Origin of the sequence: Varibaculum cambriense DSM 15806, from assembly GCF_000420065.1 — a bacterium.
Lineage (GTDB): Bacteria > Actinomycetota > Actinomycetes > Actinomycetales > Actinomycetaceae > Varibaculum > Varibaculum cambriense.
The window spans coordinates 175484-199551 of record NZ_ATUF01000002.1; the positions used below are offsets into that span (position 1 = coordinate 175484).

A 24068-nucleotide genomic window follows, 5' to 3' on the forward strand; every position below is an offset into this window, starting at 1 on the left:
TAAATAGTGTTGGCCTTGGCTATTCAGCCAAGGCCAACACTATTTTTATTACCTGGCTTAAACCGCTGACCCAAGCGCCAGGGCTTGTTACCGACACCCCGGACCCGGAATGAACGCGGGAGAGGGATTTCATCCGAGTGGGTGCGGTGGGCATAAGAATTTGGAAAACGTCGCTACGTTTTCCAAATTCTTAGGCAGGAGGAGAAATCCCTCTCCCGCGCACAACCTCAGCCTAGATTGGGATGCGTTTAGAGTTTTCAGGTTCCTGTGGGAAAATAGTCCCATTAATTGCACGGAGGATACTTGCTTTGAAACCACTTGATCCGAAACTGCTGAAATATGCCCGGTCTGCGCGTCTAGCCATCGCCATCACCGCAGTCACCGGTATTATGCAAGCAGGACTAGTTATCGCCCAATGCTTCCTGATTGCTGCCTTGATTTCTCCGGTTATCTCTTTGCGCCAGTCCTGGGATCAGGTAGCTCACTACGCTTTTTGGCTGGCTATCGTATCGCTAGCGCGGGTAGGTCTGACCTATTTTCGTTCCAACCACCAACATAAGGCGGCTAAGAAGGCGATTCGCGAACTGCGTTCCCAAGTGCTTGCCCACTGTCTGAAACTGGGGCCGCGCTGGCTGGCACGTAAAGGTACCGACGCGGTCACCTTATCTACCCGTGGCTTGGAAAAGCTCGGCCCCTATTTCGTGGACTATATCCCGCAGCTGATATTGGCAGTTACCGTCACTCCCCTGGTTTTAGTGGTCATGGCAGTCATGGATTTTTGGTCAGCACTGGTGGCGATAATTACTATCCCCTTGATACCGATATTTATGGTGATCATCGGGCTGATGACCCAAACAGCTTCAGATCGTCGTCTGGCCACAATGCAGCATTTAGGGCGGCAGCTACTGGATCTTATTGCCGGTCTTGCCACTTTGAAGAGCCTAGGCAGGCACCGCGGCCCCGAAAAACAGATTTCTTCTATCGGCAAAACCTATACTCAAACCACGATGGCGACTTTACGGATCGCGTTCCTATCAGGTGCCGTCCTGGAGTTCATCTCAATCCTGTCAGTGGCAATCGTGGCAGTCACAGTAGGGTTGCGGATGGTCAGTGGCGGCCTCGATCTCTACACCGGATTAATCGCGATTATGCTGGCTCCCGAGGTATATGCACCGGTACGCGAGGTTGGCAAGTTCTTTCATGCTTCCGCTGATGGGCTTGCGGCTTCGCAATCGGCTTTTGAAATTTTGGAAACTCCCCCGGCTACTGGGGGCGAGCAGCCGGCTCCGGACTTAAAAGAAACCACTATTACTATCAACGATCTGGGGATGCGTTCGCGGGGCGCCTGGGCGCCTAACGCCGTAAATCTAGTGATTCAACCGGCTACCATCACCGCTTTAGTGGGTAAATCTGGGGAAGGCAAAACCACTACTGTAATGGCGCTATTAAAACAGCTCTCTAGTGATCGCGGCACCATTACCCTCACCGATGCTTCCGGTAAGACCCTTAATTTAGACGAGGTTTCTCCGGACTCCTGGTGGGAGCAAACTTCTTGGCTACCGCAAATGCCTCTGCTTTTACCCGGCACCTTGGCGCAAAATATTGCGGAGAGCCCCGCTCATCTCGCGGAGCTTTTCCCCCAGGGGACTCCCGGGGAGCAAGTGCATAAAGCAGCGCGTCTAGCCGGTTTCGAGGAGGTAGTAGCGAAGCTACCGGAAGGTTGGGACACTTTCTTGCGCGCCGGCGGGGAAGGCCTGTCAGTCGGTCAGCGCCAACGTCTGGCTCTGGTACGCGCCCTGCTGTCTACAAAACAATTAATTGCTCTCGATGAACCTTCGGCACACCTAGATGCGCATTTGGTTGCCCAGGTCGCCCAAGTTGTCCAGCAGCTAAAGGATGCGGGAAAAACCGTAGTTTTAATTGCTCACCGCAAGGAACTTGCCCAGATCGCAGACCAGGTAGTGCCGATTTCCTCGATGGCCTTTACCGCTGAAGAGGCCGCGGAGTATCGCGATAGCGAGCCGCAGGCAGCGCGTGCCAGTGAGGCGGAGATTCCTGAATTCTTAGGTTCGACCCGGGGGTTGGAATAAATGAAGACTTGGTTGATTACTGCTGAAGAACGCCGGGCACTTAAGCGGGCGATAAAACTTTTGGAACTTAAACCGGGAACCTTATTCCTCGCCTGTTTTTTGGGGGCCGCCGGATTGGGTGCCTCAATTGCTCTGGGTGCAACTGCCGCCTGGCTGATTGCCCGCGCCTCGCAAATGCCTCCCGTCCTCTACCTAGAAGTAGCAGTGGTATCGGTGCGTTTCTTTGGGATTTCGAAAGCGGTGTTCCGCTATTTAGAGCGCCTGGCCTCCCACCAGTTGGGGGTCTCGGGGATGACTACCCTGCGCACTAATCTGTATAAGACCCTGTCGCATTCCGATACTGCGCGAATTGCCAGTTTGCGGCGCGGAGATATTCTCGACCGGATGGGAACCGATGTTGATAATATCGGCGATTTCGTGGTCAAAAGCCTGCTGCCGGCAATGGTAGCCACCATCGTGGGGATCATTACGGTAGTGGGGATTTCGCTAGTAGATTGGCGAGCCGGACTATTTTTGGTGCTAGGCCTGTTGCTCTCCGGAGTGGTGGGGCCGTTATTTACTATTCGCTCCACCCGGATTGCCCAGCGCCGGGAAACCGAAAGCCGCGCCCACATCTCCGAAGTGGCAATGACTATTGTTGACGGCGCGGCCCAAATCACGGTTGATGGGCAAACCCAGCAGGTACTTTCGGGGTTATCCGAGCTAGAAGATCAGCTTTATGAGGCGAAAGATGCCTCTGCAAAACCTGCAGCGTGGGCGGCGGCTATCGATGTGTTCGGGATGTTGATGGCAGTGATCATGGCTGCCTATTTCGGGATTTTTGCGGTCAATCAGCAAGCGATCCCCGAGGTAATGTTGGCAGTGCTGGCGCTTACTCCGCTTTCTGCTTTCGAGGGAACCGCGCAGTTGGGTCCCGCCGCTCAGCAGCTAGTTATCTCCGCAACTTCAGCGGTGAGAATCATGAATATGCTGCCGGAAGAAGCAGAGATACAGGCAGAAAAAGCGGAAGAAGAAAACGCTAATAGCACCCTCGATCCTAGTGCGACCAGTATTTTAGAAGCCAAGGACCTCGCTATTGGCTGGCCGGGCGGCCCGGTGGTGGCTACCGGTATCAATCTGCGTTTGGCTCCCGGGGATCACTTGGCAATAGTGGGGCAGTCAGGCATTGGGAAAACCACACTGCTTTACACCTTAGCCGGCCTGCTCAAGCCAGTCTCTGGCAGCGTAAAAATTGATGGGGTTGATATTTTCTCGCTGCCGCGTCTGCAGGCAGCCGCAAGTTTTGTGATTACCCCCGAGGATGCCCATATTTTCGAGACCACCATTCTAGAAAACTTGCGGGTCGCCAATGGTCAACTGTCTGTTTCCAAGGGCGAAGAACTGCTCAAAGAAGCCGGTTTAGGTGACTGGCTGGATTCTTTGCCGGAGGGGATAGAAACCGAGTTAGGTTCGGGAGCCACCACCATTTCGGGCGGAGAACGTCGCCGCATCCTGCTAGCGCGCGCTTTGGCAGCGAAAGCACCGCTATTAGCACTTGATGAGCCAGGAGAACATTTAGATCCCGAAACCGCTGATGCTTTGCTGCGAGACTTACTTACTGCCGGTAGTGAGGATCATAAACGCGGAGTCATCCTGGTAACCCATCGGCTAACCCCACTCGACCAGGCAGATCAGGTTTTTATCATGGATAAGCCACATGGCCGCCTAGAGGAACCGGCAACTTTCGTGGCCCAGGGAACGCACCAGGAGCTGGCCGAAAACCACCCCGGATATGCTTGGAGCCTACGTCAGGAGCAAGTCGATGTCTTCTAAGCAGTCATCTTTCCCAGTTCCCCACTTCGAGCCGGAAGCAAATGAGGCAGTGGCGCCCTCACAACCAGACCTTTCGGCAGAGAAAAACCTGGACTTAGCGCATAGCTCTCCCCTGCCAGCAGACAGCACGCGTTTGATTTCTTCCGTATTGCAGCTCATGGGAAACCTGGAGCAGGATAAAGTTTTGCAATCCTTTGTAGATCAAGCTTGTGAAGTTACTTCCTCTCCTTACGGAGCACTGTCGATTTTGGGTTCTCGGGGGGAAACTAGCGCTTTTTATATCCACGGACTAAGCGACGACGAGCGAGAAGCTTTAGGTAATCCCCCGATCGGGCGGGGAATTATCGGAGATATCCCAGTGGATAACGGCATTATCTCTAATGATTTGCACTCTGATCCCCGTTTCACTGGATATCCCTCTATACACCCGGAGATGACCAATTTTTTGGGGGTACCGCTGCGGATCCATGAACAGGTTTATGGACGCCTGTATCTGTGTAACCGTCCAGGGGGCTATAGCGATCAGGACTTAGCATACGTGTCGGGATTAGCGATTTTGGCGGCGGTAGCAGTAGAGAATTCGCGCCTGTACGAAGTTTCGCGATCCCGAGAACGTTGGACGCGAGTTTCTCAGCAGCTCACCACGATTTTATTAGAAGGAACCGAAGAAGAGGACGCGCTGCAGTTTATTGCAAAATCCGTACGGGAAGTGGCTGACGCCGATACCGCCCTACTCATCCTTCCGTCAGTGGGAGATACCTGGGTGTGTGAAATTGCGTCTGGATATGGTTCCGCAGACCTTATCGGAGTCGCCTTTCCTCCTCATGGGCGGGCGCGCACGGTGTTGGAAGAAGGTCAGGGACTGATTGTCGATTCTTTGGCGCGGGCAACCACCTTGCGGGTTAAGGAGTTATCGCGGTTTGGGGCAGCACTATATGCTCCCCTATTGGCTGGTTCGCACGCTATTGGCGTTTTGTTGCTGCTGCGTCTGCCGGGAAAACCCGAGTTCGATCCGGCAGTGTTAGAAATGGCGGAGCAGGTTGCGACCCAGGCAGCTTTGGCTTTGGAGATTGCTGATGCCAAGCATGCTGCCAATATCGCCACTTTGTTAGATGAACGAGCCAAGATTGGTGAAGACCTGCACGACCTGGCAATTCAACAACTTTTTGCCACGGGGATGCAATTGGAACGTATCCGCGCGGCCTTCGCCAGTGGAGCTGATCTGGATTCGGCCACGGCTGAATCTTTGATGCAAGATGCCTTAGCTAGCGTTGATGACTCGGTTAAACAGATCCGCGCCATTGTTCACAACCTGCGCGAACCAGATGCGGCAGTAGATTTGGTAGAGCGGCTTCGAAGGGAAGCTTCCCTGGCACGTCGCCTACTCGGGTTCGCCCCCTCCTTCGTTTTAGATATTGACGGGGAAACCCTCTCTGCCTCTGATCCTTCCCATGAAGAAATCCTGATTGCCGAGGCCGATCAACGAGTAGGACACGATATTTCTGATGATGTGGTCGCGGTAGTACGCGAAACTTTATCTAATACCGCCCGCCATGCGGGCGCGTCCTCGGCGCAAGTAGTGGTGAGTATCAGGGGGATGGGCACCAACGGTTCTGTCCGAGTGGTAGTGACCGATGATGGGCATGGTCTGGATCCGACAGTTACCAGACGATCTGGTCTGGATAATCTAAAAAGCCGTGCCCGCCGCCATGGTGGCATCTGTTTCACACAGCCAGCTTCCCCACATGGCCTGCAAGTAATCTGGGAAGTGCCCCTGGGTTAGGGACACTTCCCAGCGGCTGATTAGTTTTAGAGCCCTACCGTTTTTGCGACCTCAGCGAGTTTTTCGGCGCTGCGGGTTAGCGCATCGCGCTCGTCTAGGGTGATGGGCGGATCTAATACCCGCCCTACCCCGGAACGCCCCACCAGGGTGGGAGCTGCCATACATACTCCGGAAATCCCATTCCAGTTATCTAGCAGTGACGATACCGTCAGCACCCGGTCTTCATCGCGCATAACGGCAGAAATGATATTGGTGACCGAAAGTCCGATCGCGAAATTAGTTACCCCTTTACCGTCAATAATCCGGTAGGCCGATTCCACGACGTCTTTAGAAATACGCTGTTTCAGCTTGTCATCGAAGATGCCACCATTGACTGTGGCTCCCCAACGCGAAAGCGGCACGTTCCCAATCTCGGCACTGGACCACAGGGGAACTTCGGAGTCGCCATGTTCACCAGCGATATAGGCATGCACGTTTTGCACTGCCACCCCGGTCTCTTGGGAGATCAGATAGCGCATCCGGGAGGTATCAAGCACGGTACCGGAACCAAAAACCTGGTGTGAGGGTAGTCCGCTCATCTTCAAAGCCATATAGGTGGCGATATCTACCGGGTTAGAAACCAAAATATAAATGGCGTCGGGCGCAACATTTAGCACTTTCGGCAAAATCGAATGCATAATGTTGGCCATCGCCTGCACCATATCTAGGCGGGACTGTCCGGGTTTCTGCTGGGGGCCTGCGGTAATCACGATCACGTCTGCATCGCGTAGTACTTCCACATCATCGGACCCGGAGATCGAAGCCGCGGGAGTGAATTGAATCCCGTGCGCCAGGTCTAGCGCCTCTGCCTCTACTTTGGCTTTATTAATATCGAAGAGGGCGATTTCGCGTGCCGCACCCTTGATTTGGCAGGCGTAAGCTAGAGCGGTTCCTACGAATCCGGCACCTACAATCCCAACTTTCGAGCGGCGAGTAAGCAACGACGCGGGATAGAGGGAATTCGCACGTTCTTTGGACATTTTTTCTCCTTGGGGCAAATTAACTCTCACCTCTTATTTTATCGTCACTGCACCGCTGGTGTCGCTATACAACTACCTAGCAACGAGGTGATATTGGATTCATTTACGTTGCCAGGTCTGATATCGATAGGTTTGCTATTCCTTTTCTGAGAGGCGATTTAACGCCCCAATAACTGTCTGGTGATCAGTGGTTCGCCAAAATGGGGGCAAAGACTTTAAGAGATAGCCCGCATAGCGGGCACTAGTTAGGCGTTGGTCTAGCACGGCTACCACGCCTTTATCGCTGCGAGTACGAATTAATCTGCCCGCCCCCTGCGCCAAAAGTAAAGCAGCATGAGATAGGGATACCTCCGCAAATCCACTGCGCCCAGCGGCCTCTGCTGCCCGGGTACGGGCAGAGATATAGGGGTCGTTGGGGCGCGGGAAGGGGATACGATCGATGAGGACGAGGCGGCATTTATCGCCCGGTAAATCCACCCCCTGCCACAGGGAAAGGGTGCCGAAGAGACAAGAGTTTTTACTGGCGGCAAAGTCCGTTATTAGCTGATTTATCGGTGCTTCCCCCTGCAGAAAAATCTGTAAATCACTTTCTGCTGCGAAATACTCGGCGGCTTGTTCGGCAGCTTTAAGTGAAGAAAATAGCCCTAAAACCCCACCGCCGGCAGCTTCCGCTAACTCGAGGGCTCTGTTCAGTGCTGATTCACTGATCCCGGAGCGCCCTGGTCGTGGCAGATCTGCGGCCACATATAAAATCCCTTGCTGCCGATAGTTAAAGGGGCTACCCAGGTCGCTTCCTTGCCAAACATTCTTGTCCCGGAAACCGAGACGCGTTGCGATCGCCTCAAAGGATCCCCCTAGTTGCATAGTGGCTGAGGTGAGTACGCAGGAATGTCCCTTAAATAGTCGCGCATAAAGATCCCCGCCCACGTCCAGCGGACCACTATAGAGGCGGCGGCTCCCGGATTTTTCTTCCGCGATCCAGGCGGCCGATTTTTCCGGGTCAAAGGCCGCGATTATCTCGCACGCATCCAGCGCCTCTTCAATCTGAGCGAGGACGATACGCTGTTTTATCCGTTGTTCATCCTCGTCGGCGCTGCTGGTGACTTCCCCGGAAATATCAGATAGTTCTATTTGCAGAGTGGTTAAGATATTTTCTAATTTCTTTGGTAGTTCGCTCAGTTCGCCCTCTTCTGGTTTCTCTATGATTTTCGTAAACTCTTTGCCCGCCTGTTCCAGGGAAGTGACCGGCAGGTGGAAATGTTTACTCACCCCGCGCGCTACTTTTTCAATAGTGCCGCCAGCGAGGCTCACGCAGGCTTGGGAGCGAGCGCGGGAAGGTAGTTCGTGGGCTTCATCTACGATCAAGAGGTCGAACTCTGGCAGTAACTCTGCGCTGGTAAGCGCTTCGATGGACAACAAAGCATGATTGGTGATGATGATATCGGCATCTTGGGCTTTCAGACGGGCATCACGCGGGAAACAATCGGTGAAAAACCGGCAGGTTTTCCCTTGGCATTGGTTAGGAGTAATTGAGGCTTGCTGCCAGGCCGCTAGGGATACTCCCCGCTGAAGTTCATCCCGGTCACCGCTGTCGGTTTCTTCTGCCCAGTCTCGCAGGCGCTGCAGCTGTTTACCAATATTGCTGGGGGAATAATCGGCGGCCTCATAGCTGGGGAACAGCCCTTCGATTTCTTCGGGAGCCGCTAATTTCCAACGACAAATATAGTTCGACCAGCCTTTTAATACCGCCACCGTAGGGGGCGGATAACCGAGCTCGCGGCAAGCACCCACTACCGTGGGGATATCGCAGGTAAGCAACTGGCGCTGCAGAGCCAAGGTGGCAGTGGAGATTACTACTCTGTCCCCGTGTTCGATTGCCCGTTGGAAGGCGGCTGCCAAGTAGGCAAGAGATTTTCCGGTACCGGTTCCCGCCCCCACTAATTGGCTTCCTGACAGGGAAAACGAGCGGGCAACCAGGTTACACATTTGTACCTGTTCGGCGCGTTCACTGCCCCCAATTTGATTAATACAGGTACTGAGAATTTTCCGCGCCATCTGAGCATCTTTGCCGCCGCCACCTTTGCCTAGATCAGCGGTGGCTACTAGCGGGGAGGCTCCCGGACTCTCCATCTAATTCGCCGCCTCGAGGATAGCTTGGGCGAGGGCGGGACCGGCGCGTCCTACCACGTGAGTACCGTTTTCTAAGTATTCCACTTTGTCTACAATCCCTTCCTCGTGAAGCCGAGCCACCAGCGCCGACTGGTCATAAGGGATCACATAATCGATAGGTTTTTCCGGAGAGGGTAACGCGTTCGCGATTGCTTCCTGTAACTGGTTGATTCCCTGCCCGGTACGAGTAGATAGCGGGATTCCTCCCCCAATCGCAGATTGCAGGGCGCGAATGTGCAGGGCATCTACCAGATCGGCTTTATTGAGGACGATAATCTCGGGAATCTGGGAAACGTTCGGTAGATCTGCTATCACTTCATGCACGGTTGCTACCTGTTGGACGGGGTTGTGGTGACTAGCGTCAACCACGTGCACGATCACATCGGCATATTCGACTTCTTCCAGGGTGGAGCGGAAGGCCTCCACCAGTTCGTGCGGGAGTTCGTCAATAAAACCTACGGTGTCGGACAAAGTGTAGGTACGCCCATCGGGAGTTTCTGCTTGCCGCACGGTGGGATCCAGGGTGGCAAATAGGGCGTCCTGCACCATCACATCCGCATCTACCAGCGCATTCAGTAGGGAGGATTTTCCGGCGTTGGTGTATCCCACGATCGCGACCGAGGCTAGCGAACTGTTAAGGCGTCCTTCGCGTTTAGTATCGCGACTTTTCTTCATCTGTTTAATTTCGCGCCGCAGTTTCGCAATTCGTTTAGTGATTCGGCGCCGGTCAGTTTCCAGTTTGGTTTCCCCCGGGCCGCGCGCGCCGATTCCGGCTCCTCCTGATACTCGCCCGCCAGCTTGGCGCGACATTGATTGTCCCCAGCCTCTCAGGCGCGGCAGTAAGTATTGCAGCTGTGCTAGCTCCACTTGGGCTTTACCTTCCCGGGAGGAGGCGTGTTGGGCGAAAATATCGAGGATTACCGCGGTGCGGTCAATGACTTTCACTTTGACTTGGTCTTCAAGTCCCCGTCGCTGCGAGGGCTGCAACTGCGCATTCACAATCACGGTATCGGCTTCCAGTGCCGCCACCTGCTCAGCTAACTGTTTAGCTTTCCCGCGCCCCACAAAAGTTGCGGCATCGGGGGCGCTGCGCCGCTGTAGAGCGGCGCCTACCAGCTCGGCTCCCGCAGTTTGGGCGAGCGCCGCCAGCTCCGATAAAGATTGCTGCGCCCGGCTACGATCGGAATCATAAATACCTACTAGGAAAACTCTTTCCAGCTGTACCCGCCGATATTCAACCTCGGAAATATCTAGGTCAGAGGCATTCGTACGCTGAAATTCTTCGCGTAGTTGCCGTGAAAAATCTCCGCCATGAGAACTTTGTTGCGTCAGGGCGGTACTGGTCCAATCCAGTAGTTCTAACCCTTCTTTGGGAGTGTCAGCGTCCGGATAGTGCCGCGGGGGTTTTTCGGGGCGATTGTCGATGGCGGATCCGAGGTCGAAATCAGTCTTGCGCCGCTTTAGACTCCGGCTACGCACGCGGCGTACCAGATCATAGGCTCTGTCCAGATCTTGTTTACTGACTTCCGTTTCCGCAGGTATTTGCGCCGCCTCCCTTGGTGTTCTTGGCTTATTTCATTTTCGCATGACCCCGCGTTAGCTGCAAAAAGACGCGCGGAAGGTAGCTGCGAGCGAAAGCTTTCGCAGAGTCAGCTGAACAGGTTCGACGCATTTCACAGTCCGAGAAGTTTCTTTCTTCCGCGCGATTAGGTATTCTTTAACAGGTCTAGGGCCTATAGCTCAGTTGGTTAGAGCGTCACGTTTACACCGTGGATGTCGGGGGTTCGAGTCCCTCTGGGCCCACAATGAGGAACCCGAACGGCACGAAAACCGTTCGGGTTTTCGTATTAGTGAGGGTGACGAAATTGTGTGTAAACCCGCAGGGATTACTAACACCAGGAGAGCTCGAACGGCAAGCAAGTTTACTTGCTTGCCAGTGAGAGCGAGGAAACGGCGCGTAACACGAAGTGTTGCAAGCCCAATGAGGAACCCGAACGGCACGAAAAGCGTTCGGGTTTTCGTATTAGTGAGGGTGAGAAAGTTCTATGTAATCCCTGCAGGGTTTAATATCACTTTATGTGCTACAGGTGGATACCGTTATTTTCTTCGCTGGCGCTTACCGGGTTAATCGGCGGGTTGTGGGGGTATGCCTGGGAGTCCACCGCTTCTACCCCCACTTGGGTGCCGGCTAGCGTGCTAGTTCTCGCATTTCTGTTTGCAGCTATAGGGATTGTTTTTGCGAGTAAAACAACCGCTTCGCAGGCCGCAAAAATTACTTACCTGACCGGGACGATGCTGTTCCTTGCGGGATTCTCATCCTTCTATGTATTCTCCCAACCTACCACTATAAACATTTTTGGGTTTATAGCAGTTACAGCAGGCTTAATAGTCGCGAATCTAGCCGCGGGTTACCTTTACCGGGATGGTTCTCGGCAAAAGTAAATATTTCGCTACTTAGCGACCGCGGGAAACTATTTGGGTACCCGCCCATTGGGGGGAAACCACATCCGAGGTGGTGGGATTCATCCCGACTGTTTTTGCGGCCTCTTCGATTAGACGAGGATCAACGGCACCGGGGTCAGAGGCGATCGGGCTGAGGACCCAGATATATCCCCCTTCATCCATATTGCCCATCGCATCCATTAGCGCATCGGAGAGATCATCGACGCCACCGTCATCATCGCGCCACCAAACCAGGGCGCCATCGGTCATCGCGGTGAAATCTTCATCTGCTAAATCGTCATCAATCTGATCCATTATGGCTTGGCGAAGATCTTCATCGACGTCCTCGTCCCAACCAAATTCTTGAATGACTTGTTCTTTCTTAAACCCCATCTCCGATACGGATAGGGAACTTTCATGCCTTTCGCGTGTGGTTTCCACGCTCTCTAAGTTACATGATTACAGCAATAGGTGAAAACGCGGATGCAGACATTGGGATAATTGTGCCTTCCTTCGCTAACTTTCGATTATCCGGTTGTCTCTTTGCTCTTCCTCTGTTTCTATATGCCCTGTTAGAGAGGATTTATCGCTACCGGGGAGGCGCGCGGAACAAAATCTGTAAATTTTAGGAGTTTCTCGGACGCCGCCTGTTTCCCCTCTGAGCGTAGTTAGTGCGGTAGCCAAAGCGCGGAAAATAGATAACAATTAGACTCGTATGGTCTTTTCTGTTGGAGGAGCAACAAAACCTATGAGCGAAAATAAAGCATCCCTGGACTCTGTACACGAGTTAGCTACTGCCCTACCAGATCCGGATCCTCAAGAAACCCGTGAATGGCTGGATTCTTTGGATGATCTGATTAAAGAACGTGGTCCGGAGCGTACTCGCGATCTTTTGTTGCGGATGCTGTCTGCGGCGGGCGAGCAAAACGTGGCGGTGCCCGCGAACCTCAATACCCCCTTTACTAACACTATTAAGCCGCAAGATGAACCGAGCTTCCCCGGTGATGAACGTATTGAGCGTGACTATCGCCGCTGGATGCGCTGGAATGCGGCGGTGCAAGTTACCCGGGCACAACGCGAGGGAGTCCACGTGGGGGGACACATTTCTTCCTATGCGTCGATCTCCACTCTCTACGAAGTGGGCTTTAACCATTTCTTCCGGGGCAAATCGCACCCGGGCGGCGGGGATCACGTGTTTTTCCAAGGACACGCCTCCCCCGGTAACTATGCCCGCGCTTTCTTAGAGGGGCGGCTATCAGAGAAAGATATGGATGGTTTCCGTCAGGAACTATCGCAAGCTCCCCACGGACTGCCTTCTTATCCGCATCCGCGGCATCTGCCGGAGTTTTGGGAATACCCCACTGTTTCTATGGGTCTGGGACCCGCCGAGGCGATTACTCAAGCCTGGTTTGACACTTATCTAACTAATCGAGGAATCAAAGACTGCTCTGACCAGCACACTTGGGCGTTCCTAGGTGACGGCGAGATGGACGAACCGGAATCGCGGGGGCTGCTGCAGCTGGCGGGACAGCAAAAACTCGACAACCTCACTTTCGTGGTGAACTGTAACCTGCAGCGCCTGGATGGCCCGGTGCGCGGCAACGGGCAGATTATTCAGGAATTAGAGGCATTTTTCCGAGGCGCCGGCTGGAACGTTATCAAGGTGATTTGGGGTCGTGGCTGGGATCGGCTGCTGGCCAAGGATCACGACCATGCGTTGCTGAAAGTAATGACCGAGTGCCTGGATGGTGACTACCAGACGTTCAAAGCTAATGATGGCGCTTATGTGCGCAAACACTTCTTCGGTCGGGATCCGCGCACCGCGAAAATGGTGGAGGATTGGACCGATGAGGAGATTTGGGATTTGCGTCGGGGCGGTCACGATTACCGCAAAGTTTACGCCGCTTATCATGCGGCGATGGAGCACCAGGGACAGCCAACTGTCATCTTGGCGCACACCATTAAGGGATATGTGCTGGGTGAAACTTTCGCGGGACGCAACTCTACCCACCAGATGAAGAAGCTGACCTTGAAAGATTTGAAGGCGCTGCGCGACCGGCTAAATATTCCGATTACGGATGAGGAGCTGGAAAAAGATCCGCAGCTACCTCCCTACTACCGTCCCCCGCAGGATCATCCATCCTTGCAATATATGTTTGAGCGGCGCGAAAAGCTGGGCGGATTCTTGCCTTCGCGTCCTAAGGAACGCAATCAGATGCAGCTTTCCCTGCCTGACGATTCCGTCTATGACGTGCTCAAAGGTGGCTCTGGGAAACAGAAAGTTGCCACTACGATGGCGCTGGTGCGCCTGATGAAAGAGTTCTTGAAAGACGAAGAGTTTGGCAAGCGGATCGTACCGATTGTTCCCGATGAGGCGCGTACTTTCGGGATGGACTCGATGTTCCCCTCGGCGAAGATCTATAACACCCTGGGTATGAATTACACGGCGGTGGACAAGGATTTGATGCTGCATTATTCCGAGGGCAAAGATGGGCAGATTCTGCACCCCGGAATTAACGAAGCGGGAGCGGCGGCCGCTTTCCAAGTGGCGGGCACTTCCTATATGTCTAATGGGGCACCTACGATCCCGTTCTACCTGTTCTATTCGATGTTTGGTTTTCAGAGGACGGGCGACCAGTTCTGGGCGGCCGGAGATCAGCTGGCCCGGGGCTTCGTGATTGGCGGAACCGCGGGACGGACTACCTTGACCGGTGAGGGGCTGCAACACGCTGATGGGCACTCCCCGATCATTGCCGCCACTAACCCGGCATTTGTGCAGTATGACCCGGCCTATGCCTACGAGTTACGGCACATTATTCGCGATGGTATCCAACGGATGTATGGGGACGGCTCCGATGGACGGGACCAGAACGTCATGTACTATTTGACGGTTTATAACGAGGCCATTCAGCAACCAGCAGAACCCGAAGGGGTAGATGTTGAGGGAATTTTGCGCGGCATGTACGCCCTGACTGGTCACTATGAAAATGGCGGCCCCAAGGTGGAACTCCTGGCCTCGGGAATTTCGGTTCCTTGGGCGCTACAGGCACAAAAACTTTTGATGCAGGATTGGGGGGTGGACGCTGCCGTTTGGTCGGTGACCAGCTGGCATGAGCTGCGCCGGGACGGTATGGATTGCGATCGTCACAACTTGATTCATGCCGATGAGGAATACCGCCTACCGTATGTTACTCAGCGGCTGCGTAATGCTAGCGGCCCGGTGATCGCGACTTCGGATTATGATCATCTGGTTCCCGATATGATTCGCCCCTGGGTGCCGGGACGCTATAAGGTGCTGGGCGCTTCTGATTTCGGGTATTCCGATACCCGGGCCGCCGCGCGCCGCCATTTCTTGATTGACGCGGAATCCCTGGTAGTTCAGGCCTTGGAGGCTTTGAATGAGGATGGGGTTCTGCAGGATCGCTCGGTGGTTACCCAGGCATTAAATCGCTATGACCTGCTGAATCCTAATGCTGGTTCTTCTGGCGAACAGTAATATCTGGTAGCAATAACATCAGGGGGGCGCCCACCGTGCGGTGGGCGCCCCCCTGCTTTTGCTATTTTGCAGACGCGGACAACCCTGGTTTTCCTGGGGTTTCCCTGTGGATTCTTCTGGTAGAAACACTAATCTGCTGACAACGGTTAGACAGTTAGAACGCCCTCCCGAGATATCTATTACGATCGGCAGATGCTGGTGAGATGTGGGAGGATAGTGCTATGGAAAAAGCTGAAGTTTCTGCGGAGATAATCGAGCGGGTATCACAGATGGAGGCGGCGCTGGTGCGCCTCAATGACGCGATTAATACTGTCGAGGGCGCTCTCGACACCTATGAGCAGATGTGGGGCGATTACCATGCCTTGGATAAGTATTATTCCGGGAAAGCCTGGTGGGAGGATCTGGAGGCCGACAATCAGGGGCTTTTGCCGGAAGATTTGCCGCGCGGGGTACTTTCGGAGGACGCCGTCTACGATGTCCTCGGCGACGCCGAAGCCCTCCGCCAGCGTCTACAAGAACTCGCACACTCCGCTCAGGAGACCCCAAACAACAGTCCGAGGTAGGGTAAAAATAAATCCGGCGAGAGGAAATATTTCCTCTCGCCGGAAGGATTATTAGGTTATTGTGTTTTTAAAGTTATCTCAGATATTTAACAATTAGCTCCGACACGCCCAAACACTGCAACTTGGCAAAGCAAAAGCGCTTAAAGCCTGCCTGATACTAACCCGTTCTGCGACTATCCCTGAGGTTGCGAAGAAGAGAACTGTTCCCCCTGGTTTGCCTGTCCAAAATCTCCACTTGGAGGCGCCTGTACGGGAGGGTTACCTTGGGCAAACTGTCCGTTTTGCCCATATTGGCCGTATTGCCCGTATTGTCCGTTTAGACTTACCTGACCATAACCAGGAGCTTGAGCAGATTTTATGGCCATGTCTGCTTCGCGTACTTTGGGAGCGATGGCCAGAAAATAGATCGCCAATCCGATAACCCCTAAGAAGAAAGTTAAGACCAGCCAAAGCACCTTGTTTTGTCCTGAGCGTTCCCAGGCGGCGTCAGAGTATTTCTTGGTGTCTCGGTATACCAGCCAAATAAACAGGATTTCTAGAGCCAAGGTGATCAACATCGGGATAATGATCCCTACCCCAATAATTGTAGCTACGCCTGCAGCTGCATCTGCGTCATCCATTTTTAACCCTTCCATCAATATTTATGCTTATTACTCTTCCAGGTAAACACGATAATTTTAACGAAATCTAGAGGCCAGGTAAACCCCTGGTTAAAGCCGATAACTGGAATAGCTATCGGATTAGTGACTTTGATAGAGGCGAGCCAGCTCCCCTAATGTTTTACATGCTGCGATCTGTTTATCGGAGCGTTTTTCGCCCAGCTCCCCCTCGAGTCGCGCCACCACTGCATACAGCGACAAATCATCAAAATCTAACTGCGTTTTCAAGCTTGCATCTGGCAACAAATCCGTTTGCTCACAGTCAGTTTCCGCAGCCACGGCCTCCAAAAGACAGGCTATAACCGCTGGCTCACCACTAAAGTTTTCCCAGGCAGGAGGAATACTTCCCGAGGACGCATCTGGGGTACTACCACTACTCTCCTCAGAAACGGTCCCGGATTCCTCGTTAGAGCTATGCGCAGATTCGCCCTCTCCCCTATCTTCGCCCTCTGACCCTCCGGGCAAACTCTTACCAAAATCGGCGAGCGCCGCTAGGGCATCGGCATCTAGCGCCATCTCAGCCCACTCGGTGCAGCCAGCGTACCGGAGCTCCGGCTCCGGCGTAGCGGAAAGGTTCGAGTTCTTCGTCCCACGCGGTGCCTAGCGCCAAGTCCAGGAGGCGGCGTAAATCTTCTTGGCTTCCTTGCGCGAGCGCAGAGCGCACCCGGTCCTCCGGGACCACTACGTTACCCACCACATCGGTTTGGGCATGAAAAATTCCCAGGTCGGGGGTATATGACCAGCGCCCCCCATTGTTATTTATGGAGGCGTCCTCGGTGACCTCGAAACGCAAATGTTCCCATCCGCGCAGGGCGGAGGCTAGTTTCGCGCCGGTACCAATCTGCCCTACCCAGGACAGTTCCGAGCGGAACATTCCCGGTTGGGCGGGCTGTTCCGTCCACTCTAAGTTGACGCGCTGATCTAGAACTGCGCCTACCGCCCATTCCACGTGGCTAGAAAGTGCACGAGGGCATGAGTGCACGAAAAGTACACCGCGGGTGTAATCCTTGTTCATCGCTTCTCCTTTAGTGTTCGCAAGGTTCGTCTTCCCCAACGGCCTATGCGCACTACAGAGTGATGACACGCGGTGTCTCACTTTCTATTTTGCCCTCGATAGCGATTTTCAACAAGCCCAAAAGCCCCTGACCACCAATTTTGTTACCACTGAGGCCAAAGTGACACCTGTGGTTTAGTGCGGGGTGACCCAGCGCGGGAGCTAGGTTTTATCCGAATAGGTGCGGTGGGCATAAGAATTCGGAAAACGTCGCTACGTTTTCCGAATTCTTGGGCAGGAGGAAAAACCTAGATTCCACGCTTACTTGCAGGCACCAGGTTCTTAGTGCGGGTCGAGGTCGGGGAAAGATACGAGAGGGGGCTTAAGCTGAGCGCAGCGAGGCTCACCGGGGTCCCCCGAGTGCTTTCCCCGGCCGCGCCCTACAAGCGCCCAGGCTCAGCTACAGACCTTTTTCGCGAATCTCTTTAAAGGCCTTGCGGCGAGTTAACCGATCCAGACGATCTAAGTACAGATGCCCATCCAAGTGGTCGCATTCATGCTGGATGCAACGTCCCATCAGCTCTTCACCCTCAACCACTTTCGGCTTGCCATCCAAGTCGATACCTTCGGCACGCGCGTACCAGGCACGCTGGCAGGGAAAGAACAGTCCCGGCACCGAAAGACAGCCTTCATCGCCATCTTGGTATTCGTCCTCAGAAACCTCTACCAGACGCGGGTTAAGAATATAGTCAACTTCCCCGTCGATGTTCCAGGAAAAAGCCCGCAGCCCTACCCCAATCTGGTTGGCGGCTAGACCGGCGCGCCCATCGGCATCTACCGTTTCCAGCAGGTCTTCTACCAACTGTTTGATATGCTCATCGATTTCGCCCACCGGTTCACAGGGGGTGCGTAAAATGGGATCCCCGATTACTCTGATTTCTCGAAACGCCATAGTCTATTCCTCCTCGCTACCCGCTGCCGCTGAGGGAACGATTTTTTCTGCCCGCGCATAGGCTTCCGCAAGATCCTGGCGCACCTGGTCACTTACATACTGGAAGGCCTCGGCAACTGGGATTTCCTGGCGCTGGCCAGTGGCGCGACAGCGCACTTCCACGGTTCCATCTTTCAGTCCGCGCCCAATCACTACCAGCCAGGGCATGCCGAGCAGTTCCGCATCCTTGAATTTGACTCCGGCAGATACTTTCTTGCGGTCATCGATCAGAGTATCGATCCCGGCGGCGGTGAGCTGGTCACCTAGCGTTTGCGCGGCCTCGAAAAGTTCTGCCCCTTTACCAGTTACCAGTACATGTGCCTGGAAGGGTGCCACATTGGTTGGCCATTTGAGCCCCACTTCGTCGTGATATTCCTCGGCAATGGCGGCCATTACCCGGGAAACCCCAATCCCGTAGGATCCCATGGTCACTACCTGGGATTTCCCGTTTTGATCTAGCACGTTTAACCCCAGGGCTTCGGAATATTTCGTTCCGAGGGCGAATATGTGCCCGATTTCGATTCCGCGGGCGGTCTCGAGGGCTCCGGAACCATCAGGCGCCGGATCCCCGTCGCGCACTTCTGCGGCTTCAATAAAGCCGTCAGCGCGGAAATCCCGGCCGGCCACCAGGTGATAAATATGGGTGTCTTCTTTGCCGGCACCGGCGATCCATTCGGTACCTTCCACTACCCGCGGATCTAGGAGCAGGCGGGGGCTGCCAGAAATATTTCCGTCCTCGTCTACTTTCCGATCCGGATGGTCAGGTCCGGCGCAGGTGGGGCCGGTAAAGCCCGGCACAATATTGGGGTACGCGGCCATATCTTCCGGAGTGGCCATTTCTACATCTGCCCCTAGGGAGGCTTCCAGGCGGCGCATATCGATCTCGCGATCCCCGGGTACTCCCAGCAGCAGCACTTCCCGTTTGCCATCCGCATAGGTGGCCGCCACCATAAACGCTTTCAAAGTGTCTGCTTTAGTCCACGCCCGGCCATCTTCGCGCGGGAAATGCTCATTAGAGTAATCCACTAGCGCTTCAATAGTGTGTGCGCCAGGAGTCTTACGTTCAATCGCAGCCGAAACCAGCGAATAATCTTGCGGCTCGGGCGCAATAGTGGTCACGGCCTCCACGTTGGCCGCATAGCCGCCCTCGGAGCGCACAAAAGTATCTTCCCCGATAGCGCAGGGGAAAATGAATTCCTCGGAGCGGGAACCTCCCATAGCGCCTGCCATCGCGGAACAAATCACGAAATCTAGCCCCAGCCGCGAATAAATCCGTTGATAGGCACGGCGCTGCTCTTGGTAGGAGGCTTCTAGCCCTTCATCGTCGATATTGAAAGAGTAGGCGTCCTTCATGATGAATTCGCGTCCGCGAATCAATCCTGCCCGCGGCCGCGCTTCGTCCCGATACTTTTCCTTAATCTGGTAGAGGACGACCGGCAGATCCTTGTAGGAAGAGTAAAAGTCCTTCACCAGCAGGGTAAACATTTCTTCGTGAGTAGGTGCCAACAGATAGTCAGCGCCCTTACGATCCTGCAGCTTAAACAAGGAAGGCCCGAACTCTTCCCAACGGTTGGTTGCTTCATAGGGTTCGCGCGGCAGCAGCGCCGGAAAAGCCACCTCGAGGGCGCCGATCCGATCCATTTCTTCCCGTACCACCTGCTCTACGCGCCGAATCGTGCGTAACCCTAGCGGGGTCCAAGTGTAAATCCCGGGCGCGGCGCGGCGGATATAACCGGCGCGCACCAGCAGTTTATGGGAATCCACCTCGGCATCTACCGGGTCTTCCCGCAAAGTCCTGACAAAATAAGTCGACATATTGTAAGCCACGTTCGCCAGTTTAGTAGATGATGCAAAGGAACCTAAACCGCGCCGTTCTAGCAGGAGTGGGAGAAGACACGAACTTAGGTTGGGCAGGGGGAGGATTGGGTTTATCCGAGTGGGCGCGGTGGGCATAAGAATTCGGGAAACGCCGCTACGTTTTCCGAATTCTTGGGCGGGAGGAAAAACCAATCCTCCCCGCGGGAAAAGATGCGAGAGGGGAACGCTATTAAGCGCGTGAGCAGATTTATGCCGAAGGGTAGGCTCCGGGCGTTAAATCCGTGAAAATGCCAAGGCATTTTCTGGATTTTGGGGCGTGAGGCAAAATCTGCTCACGCGCATTACTGATCCCTTAGGCTTTCCCGCTCCTGCCTAACTAGGCTAGGCGATTACCTCAACTTCGCCGGAGCCTTCTTCTAAGCCTAGCAGCTCGGCTTGGCGATGCGCCTCCGCAATCAGGGTGGGCACGATTTCTTCCTCGGGAACCGTCTTGATCACTTTGCCTTTGATAAAGATCTTCCCTTTGCCGTTACCGCTGGCTACCCCCAGATCGGCTTCACGCGCCTCGCCGGGGCCGTTTACAACACACCCCATCACCGCTACTCGCAACGGCACTTTGATCTCGTCTTTCAGGGCATCAGTAACGGCGTTTGCCAACTGGTAAACATCAACTTGGGCGCGCCCGCAAGACGGGCAGGAAACAATCTCCAGGGTGCGTTCTTTTAGCCCCATCGACTGCAGGATTTCGATGCCGACTTTGATTTCTTCCACCGGGTCAGCCGACAGCGACACCCGGATAGTATCCCCGATACCTTGGCGCAACAGCGCACCAAAGGCGGTCGCCGATTTAATAGTGCCTTGGAAAGCCGGTCCCGCCTCGGTTACTCCCAGGTGCAGCGGCCAATCCCCCATTTCGCTCAGCAGCTCGTAGGCGCGAATCATAGTTACCGGGTCATGATGTTTAACCGAGATCGCAAAGTCGTGAAAATCGTATTGCTCAAAGAGCCGCGCCTCATTAACCGCCGATTCTGCTAAGGCTTCCGGGGTGGCTTTGCCGTGGCGCGCCATTACCCTGGGGTCGAGAGAACCGGCATTGATCCCAATCCGCAACGCGGTGCCGTGCTGGCGGGCACATTTGGTGATTTCTTCTACCTGGTCATCGAATTTGCGGATATTTCCGGGGTTAACCCGCACCCCGGCGCAGCCGCCTTCAATTGCGGCGAACACATATTTGGGCTGGAAGTGGATGTCGGCAACTACCGGAATAGTAGATTTTTGGGCGATTATAGGCAGCGCCTGGGCATCATCGGCACTAGGGCAGGCGACCCGCACAATATCGCAACCAGCGGCGGTCAACGCCGCTATCTGCTGCAAGGTAGCCCCAATATCGGTAGTTTTGGTGGTGCACATAGATTGCACACTGATGGGGGCATCTCCCCCAATAGCTACGCTTCCACAATGGATCTTGCGAGTTTCTTTCCGCGGGAAACCCATCGGTTTTACTTCCGGCATTCCTAGTTCAACACTCACGTTCCTATTATGACGCTTTAGAGCGTTAAACCCCTACTTTCCCCAACCCTTCCCCCTCTACCTGCGCAGTTCCTCGCTGCATTTCGGGTATCCCGATAGGAATATCGCCAGGTCTACCGTTAGTAATATCGCCGGAGGCTACGGCAGGCGAATCGGATCCACAATATCGGCCACCATCAGCAGCACTGTCATCGCAATCAACAGCCCCGCCACCACATAGGTTAAGGGCACGGCTTTTGCGGCATCGATGGGGCCGGGAGCGGGACGCGAACGCAGCCGGGCATAGCTGTTTTTGATTCCTTGCCAACAAGCGCCAGCAATATGTCCCCCATCTAAGGGCGGCAGCGGAATCAGATTGAATACAAACAGCGCCATATTGAGCGAAGCTAGCAGAGAAAGCATTCCTCCGGCGCGGTCAGCAAAAGTAATTTGGGTGGCAGGAGCCGCTCCGATTTCTCCGGCAATGCGCCCTACCCCCAGTACCGACATGATTCCGGAGCTATCGCGCGGAGTGTCGGTAAATACCGCAACCCCCACGTCCCAGACTGCTACCGGAAGTTTTAAGACTACCGCCCCGGTTTGATAGAACATTTGCCACATGGTTTGCCCATAGGTGGCCAGCCCCGTGCTTTGCCGTACCGAACGCGCATAGAGGCCGGCTTTCCCCTCTACCCCGGAAAGCTGCAGGTCCAGAACTTCCCCACCACGCTGGACCGACACGGTGGCGTCACCATGGGTAGCCCCAGCATATTTTCGCAGGTCTTCCCAGGTATTGATTTTTTTGCCATCCCAGGCGAGCAATTTATCTCCCGGTTTAATCCCGGCTTTGGCTCCCGGGGAAGGCTGGGCACCTTCTTGAGCGCAATCAACCACTTGTCCTGACTTTAAGCAGACGGCTTTATCAACGGTGGTGGTGGGGGTGGCAATCCCAATCCCCAACATTGCTATCCCCATCAGCACAAACGATAAAAATAGGTTCATTACTGGCCCGCCAAACATTACCACCAGGCGGCGGGAAACCGGCAGGTTATAAAAGGCACGTTGACGCTGAGATAAAGGAATCTCGGAAAGCGAGGCGTCGCGGGCTTCCTGCGACCAGGTAGGAACCAAGTCTTCGGCTTGCTCCGCATCGAGGGCGCGTGCCTGGCGCACTGAAAGTTTCTTGCCGTCCAGCTTGTAGCCGAATTGATCAGGGTCGCCCGGCCCGTACATTCCCAGGATGCGGCAATATCCCCCTAAGAGGAAGGCTTTAACGCCATACTCGGTTTCCCCGTGTTTACGGGAAAACAAGGTGGGGCCAAAACCAATCATGAATTGGGGAACTAACGCCCCGAACTTCTTAGCGGGCAACAGATGCCCACATTCATGCAGGCCAATAGAGATAATCAGCCCGATAACTAGAATTATTATGCCCAGCAAAAACGCCATAGGGATACCCTACCTAGCGTTCATGACAATTTGCTGAGCCTTACTCTTAGCCCAGGTTTGTGCTTCCATAATTTGGGCTAAATCCGGATTATCAATGCCGGTATGTTCGGCTAATACTTGCGCTAAAGAATCCACTATTTGCAGGTAGGGCAAGTTTCCATCCAGGAATGCATCTACGAATACTTCATTGGCGGCGTTATAGACCGCCGGATGGGAGGCGGAGGCCGCCACTGCCTGGCGCGCCAGCTTTATCGCTGGGAAAGTCTCGTGATCTACCGGTTCAAATGTCCATTGCTGAGCGCTGGTGAAATCCAGGGGGGTTACGGTTTTTTCTAGGCGGGTGGGCCAATCTAGCCCCAGGGCAATCGGCAGACGCATATCGGGCGGGGAAGCCTGCAAAATAGTGGCCCCATCGCGCCAAGTCACCCCGGAGTGAATAATCGACTGGGGGTGAATCACCGGCACGATGTTCTCGGGTGCAACCTCAAACAGCAAGTGCGCTTCAATCAATTCCAAACCCTTATTTACCAGGGTAGACGAGTTGATAGTTACCACCGGACCCATCGACCAGGTGGGGTGATTAAGGGCTTGCTGCGCGCTGACCTCAGCTAAATCCGCACGTTTCTTACCCCGGAAAGGCCCGCCGGAAGCAGTGAGGATAATCTGACTAACTTCACTGCAGCCATCCTGGTTTACACTAGTTAGCCCCTTATGGTGAACCCCGCTCGCCAAAGCCTGCGCAATCGCCGAATGTTCGGAGTCTACCGGTACGATCTGCCCGGGGCGCTGGCAGGCAGCTTTCACTAAGGCGCCGCCCACAATCAAAGATTCCTTGTTTGCCAGCGCTAAGGTAGCTCCGCTTTCCAAAGCGGCCAAAGTGGGAGCCAGGCCCACTCCGCCATTAATCCCATTGAGTACTACCGCTTCGCGGCTGGCTTTCCCCGCCACCCGAGCACTTGCGTCTTCCCCGGTTAGGATCTCGGGTTGATAGTTTTCGCCTCCCGGAAGTTCCGCAGCGAGCGCACTGGCGAATTCCTCGCCCCTATCTTGGGAAATCGCCACCATCTCGGGGCGAAACTGGGCGGCTTGGCTGGCCAGTAAAGCTAGGTTAGCCCCGCCGGCGCTGAGAGCGCAGACACGAAACCGCTTAGAGTTTTGAGCGATTACCTCCAGTGCTTGAGTACCAATGGATCCGGTGGATCCCAAGATAAAAACGTCGCGCACTGTCCCTCCCCGATTGAAAAATATTTTGCTGGCTGGTAGCCGAACTTAAA

The 24068-nt window shown here is 54.5% G+C and carries 18 protein-coding genes and 1 tRNA gene; 7 read left to right on the plus strand and 12 right to left on the minus strand.

Annotated features, from left to right (window positions below; translation table 11 throughout):
* Positions 1 to 308: 308 nt before the first annotated feature.
* Genes cydD through F605_RS09105 form a run of 3 tightly spaced genes read left to right on the plus strand, consistent with a single transcriptional unit; the run spans position 309 to position 5685 of the window.
* Positions 309 to 2090, plus strand: coding sequence for a thiol reductant ABC exporter subunit CydD (cydD, locus tag F605_RS0100910; protein WP_022864036.1), 1782 nt, complete (start codon positions 309 to 311; stop codon positions 2088 to 2090).
* Positions 2091 to 3902, plus strand: a complete 1812-nt coding sequence (gene cydC / locus F605_RS0100915) for a thiol reductant ABC exporter subunit CydC (RefSeq protein ID WP_022864037.1) — start codon at positions 2091 to 2093, stop codon at positions 3900 to 3902.
* Entirely contained in the window at positions 3892 to 5685 is a 1794-nt protein-coding gene (locus F605_RS09105; RefSeq protein ID WP_022864038.1) for a GAF domain-containing sensor histidine kinase, read from the plus strand. The genes cydC and F605_RS09105 overlap by 11 nt, the downstream gene beginning before the upstream one ends.
* A 26-nt stretch (positions 5686 to 5711) precedes the next feature.
* Here F605_RS09105 and F605_RS0100925 read toward each other — a convergent pair whose 3' ends face one another.
* The 3 genes from F605_RS0100925 to hflX form a co-directional block, all read right to left on the minus strand.
* Positions 5712 to 6704 carry an L-lactate dehydrogenase gene (locus F605_RS0100925; RefSeq protein WP_022864039.1) on the minus strand — a complete coding sequence of 331 codons (993 nt, stop codon included), beginning with the start codon at positions 6702 to 6704 and terminating at the stop codon, positions 5712 to 5714.
* Between the two features lie 135 nt (positions 6705 to 6839).
* Positions 6840 to 8834, minus strand: coding sequence for an ATP-dependent DNA helicase (locus F605_RS09110; protein WP_022864040.1), 1995 nt, complete (start codon positions 8832 to 8834; stop codon positions 6840 to 6842).
* Positions 8835 to 10352, minus strand: a complete 1518-nt coding sequence (hflX, locus tag F605_RS09115) for a GTPase HflX (RefSeq protein WP_022864041.1) — start codon at positions 10350 to 10352, stop codon at positions 8835 to 8837. It abuts the gene before it with no gap.
* 250 nt (positions 10353 to 10602) lie between these two features.
* Here hflX and F605_RS0100940 point away from each other — a divergent pair.
* Together F605_RS0100940 and F605_RS0100945 are read left to right on the plus strand one after the other, a co-directional pair.
* Positions 10603 to 10676 (plus strand) — tRNA-Val (locus F605_RS0100940).
* Between the two features lie 273 nt (positions 10677 to 10949).
* Positions 10950 to 11315: a hypothetical protein gene (locus F605_RS0100945; protein ID WP_022864042.1), complete on the plus strand. Its 366-nt coding sequence runs from the start codon at positions 10950 to 10952 to the stop codon at positions 11313 to 11315.
* A 12-nt stretch (positions 11316 to 11327) separates the two neighbouring features.
* Here F605_RS0100945 and F605_RS0100950 read toward each other — a convergent pair whose 3' ends face one another.
* Positions 11328 to 11756 carry a DUF3052 domain-containing protein gene (locus F605_RS0100950; RefSeq protein ID WP_040765034.1) on the minus strand — a complete coding sequence of 143 codons (429 nt, stop codon included), beginning with the start codon at positions 11754 to 11756 and terminating at the stop codon, positions 11328 to 11330.
* 307 nt (positions 11757 to 12063) lie between these two features.
* Here F605_RS0100950 and aceE point away from each other — a divergent pair, with 307 nt between their 5' ends.
* Complete coding sequence (gene aceE / locus F605_RS0100955; RefSeq protein ID WP_022864044.1) at positions 12064 to 14811, plus strand: pyruvate dehydrogenase (acetyl-transferring), homodimeric type; 2748 nt, start codon at positions 12064 to 12066, stop codon at positions 14809 to 14811.
* A 221-nt stretch (positions 14812 to 15032) separates the two neighbouring features.
* Positions 15033 to 15374: a DUF4298 domain-containing protein gene (locus F605_RS09120; protein ID WP_022864045.1), complete on the plus strand. Its 342-nt coding sequence runs from the start codon at positions 15033 to 15035 to the stop codon at positions 15372 to 15374.
* A 173-nt stretch (positions 15375 to 15547) separates the two neighbouring features.
* Here the strand turns inward: F605_RS09120 and F605_RS0100965 are convergent, their stop codons facing one another.
* The 8 genes from F605_RS0100965 to dxr all read right to left on the minus strand — a co-directional run bounded on the left by F605_RS0100965 (position 15548) and on the right by dxr (position 24018).
* Complete coding sequence (locus F605_RS0100965) at positions 15548 to 15994, minus strand: hypothetical protein (protein WP_156005207.1); 447 nt, start codon at positions 15992 to 15994, stop codon at positions 15548 to 15550.
* Positions 15995 to 16114: 120 nt separating this feature from the next.
* Complete coding sequence (locus tag F605_RS10815) at positions 16115 to 16549, minus strand: acyl carrier protein (protein WP_022864047.1); 435 nt, start codon at positions 16547 to 16549, stop codon at positions 16115 to 16117.
* Position 16550: 1 nt separating this feature from the next.
* Entirely contained in the window at positions 16551 to 17048 is a 498-nt protein-coding gene (locus F605_RS0100975) for a DUF3145 domain-containing protein (RefSeq protein WP_022864048.1), read from the minus strand.
* Between the two features lie 439 nt (positions 17049 to 17487).
* Entirely contained in the window at positions 17488 to 17979 is a 492-nt protein-coding gene (def, locus tag F605_RS0100980; protein ID WP_022864049.1) for a peptide deformylase, read from the minus strand.
* Between the two features lie 3 nt (positions 17980 to 17982).
* Positions 17983 to 19845: a proline--tRNA ligase gene (locus F605_RS09130; protein ID WP_156005209.1), complete on the minus strand. Its 1863-nt coding sequence runs from the start codon at positions 19843 to 19845 to the stop codon at positions 17983 to 17985.
* A 372-nt stretch (positions 19846 to 20217) separates the two neighbouring features.
* Positions 20218 to 21348 (minus strand): flavodoxin-dependent (E)-4-hydroxy-3-methylbut-2-enyl-diphosphate synthase, encoded by a 1131-nt coding sequence (ispG, locus tag F605_RS0100990; RefSeq protein WP_022864051.1) that lies wholly within the window; start codon positions 21346 to 21348, stop codon positions 20218 to 20220.
* 156 nt (positions 21349 to 21504) lie between these two features.
* Entirely contained in the window at positions 21505 to 22794 is a 1290-nt protein-coding gene (locus F605_RS0100995; protein WP_022864052.1) for a M50 family metallopeptidase, read from the minus strand.
* Positions 22795 to 22803: 9 nt separating this feature from the next.
* Positions 22804 to 24018 (minus strand): 1-deoxy-D-xylulose-5-phosphate reductoisomerase, encoded by a 1215-nt coding sequence (gene dxr, locus F605_RS0101000; RefSeq protein WP_022864053.1) that lies wholly within the window; start codon positions 24016 to 24018, stop codon positions 22804 to 22806.
* Positions 24019 to 24068: the final 50 nt, after the last annotated feature.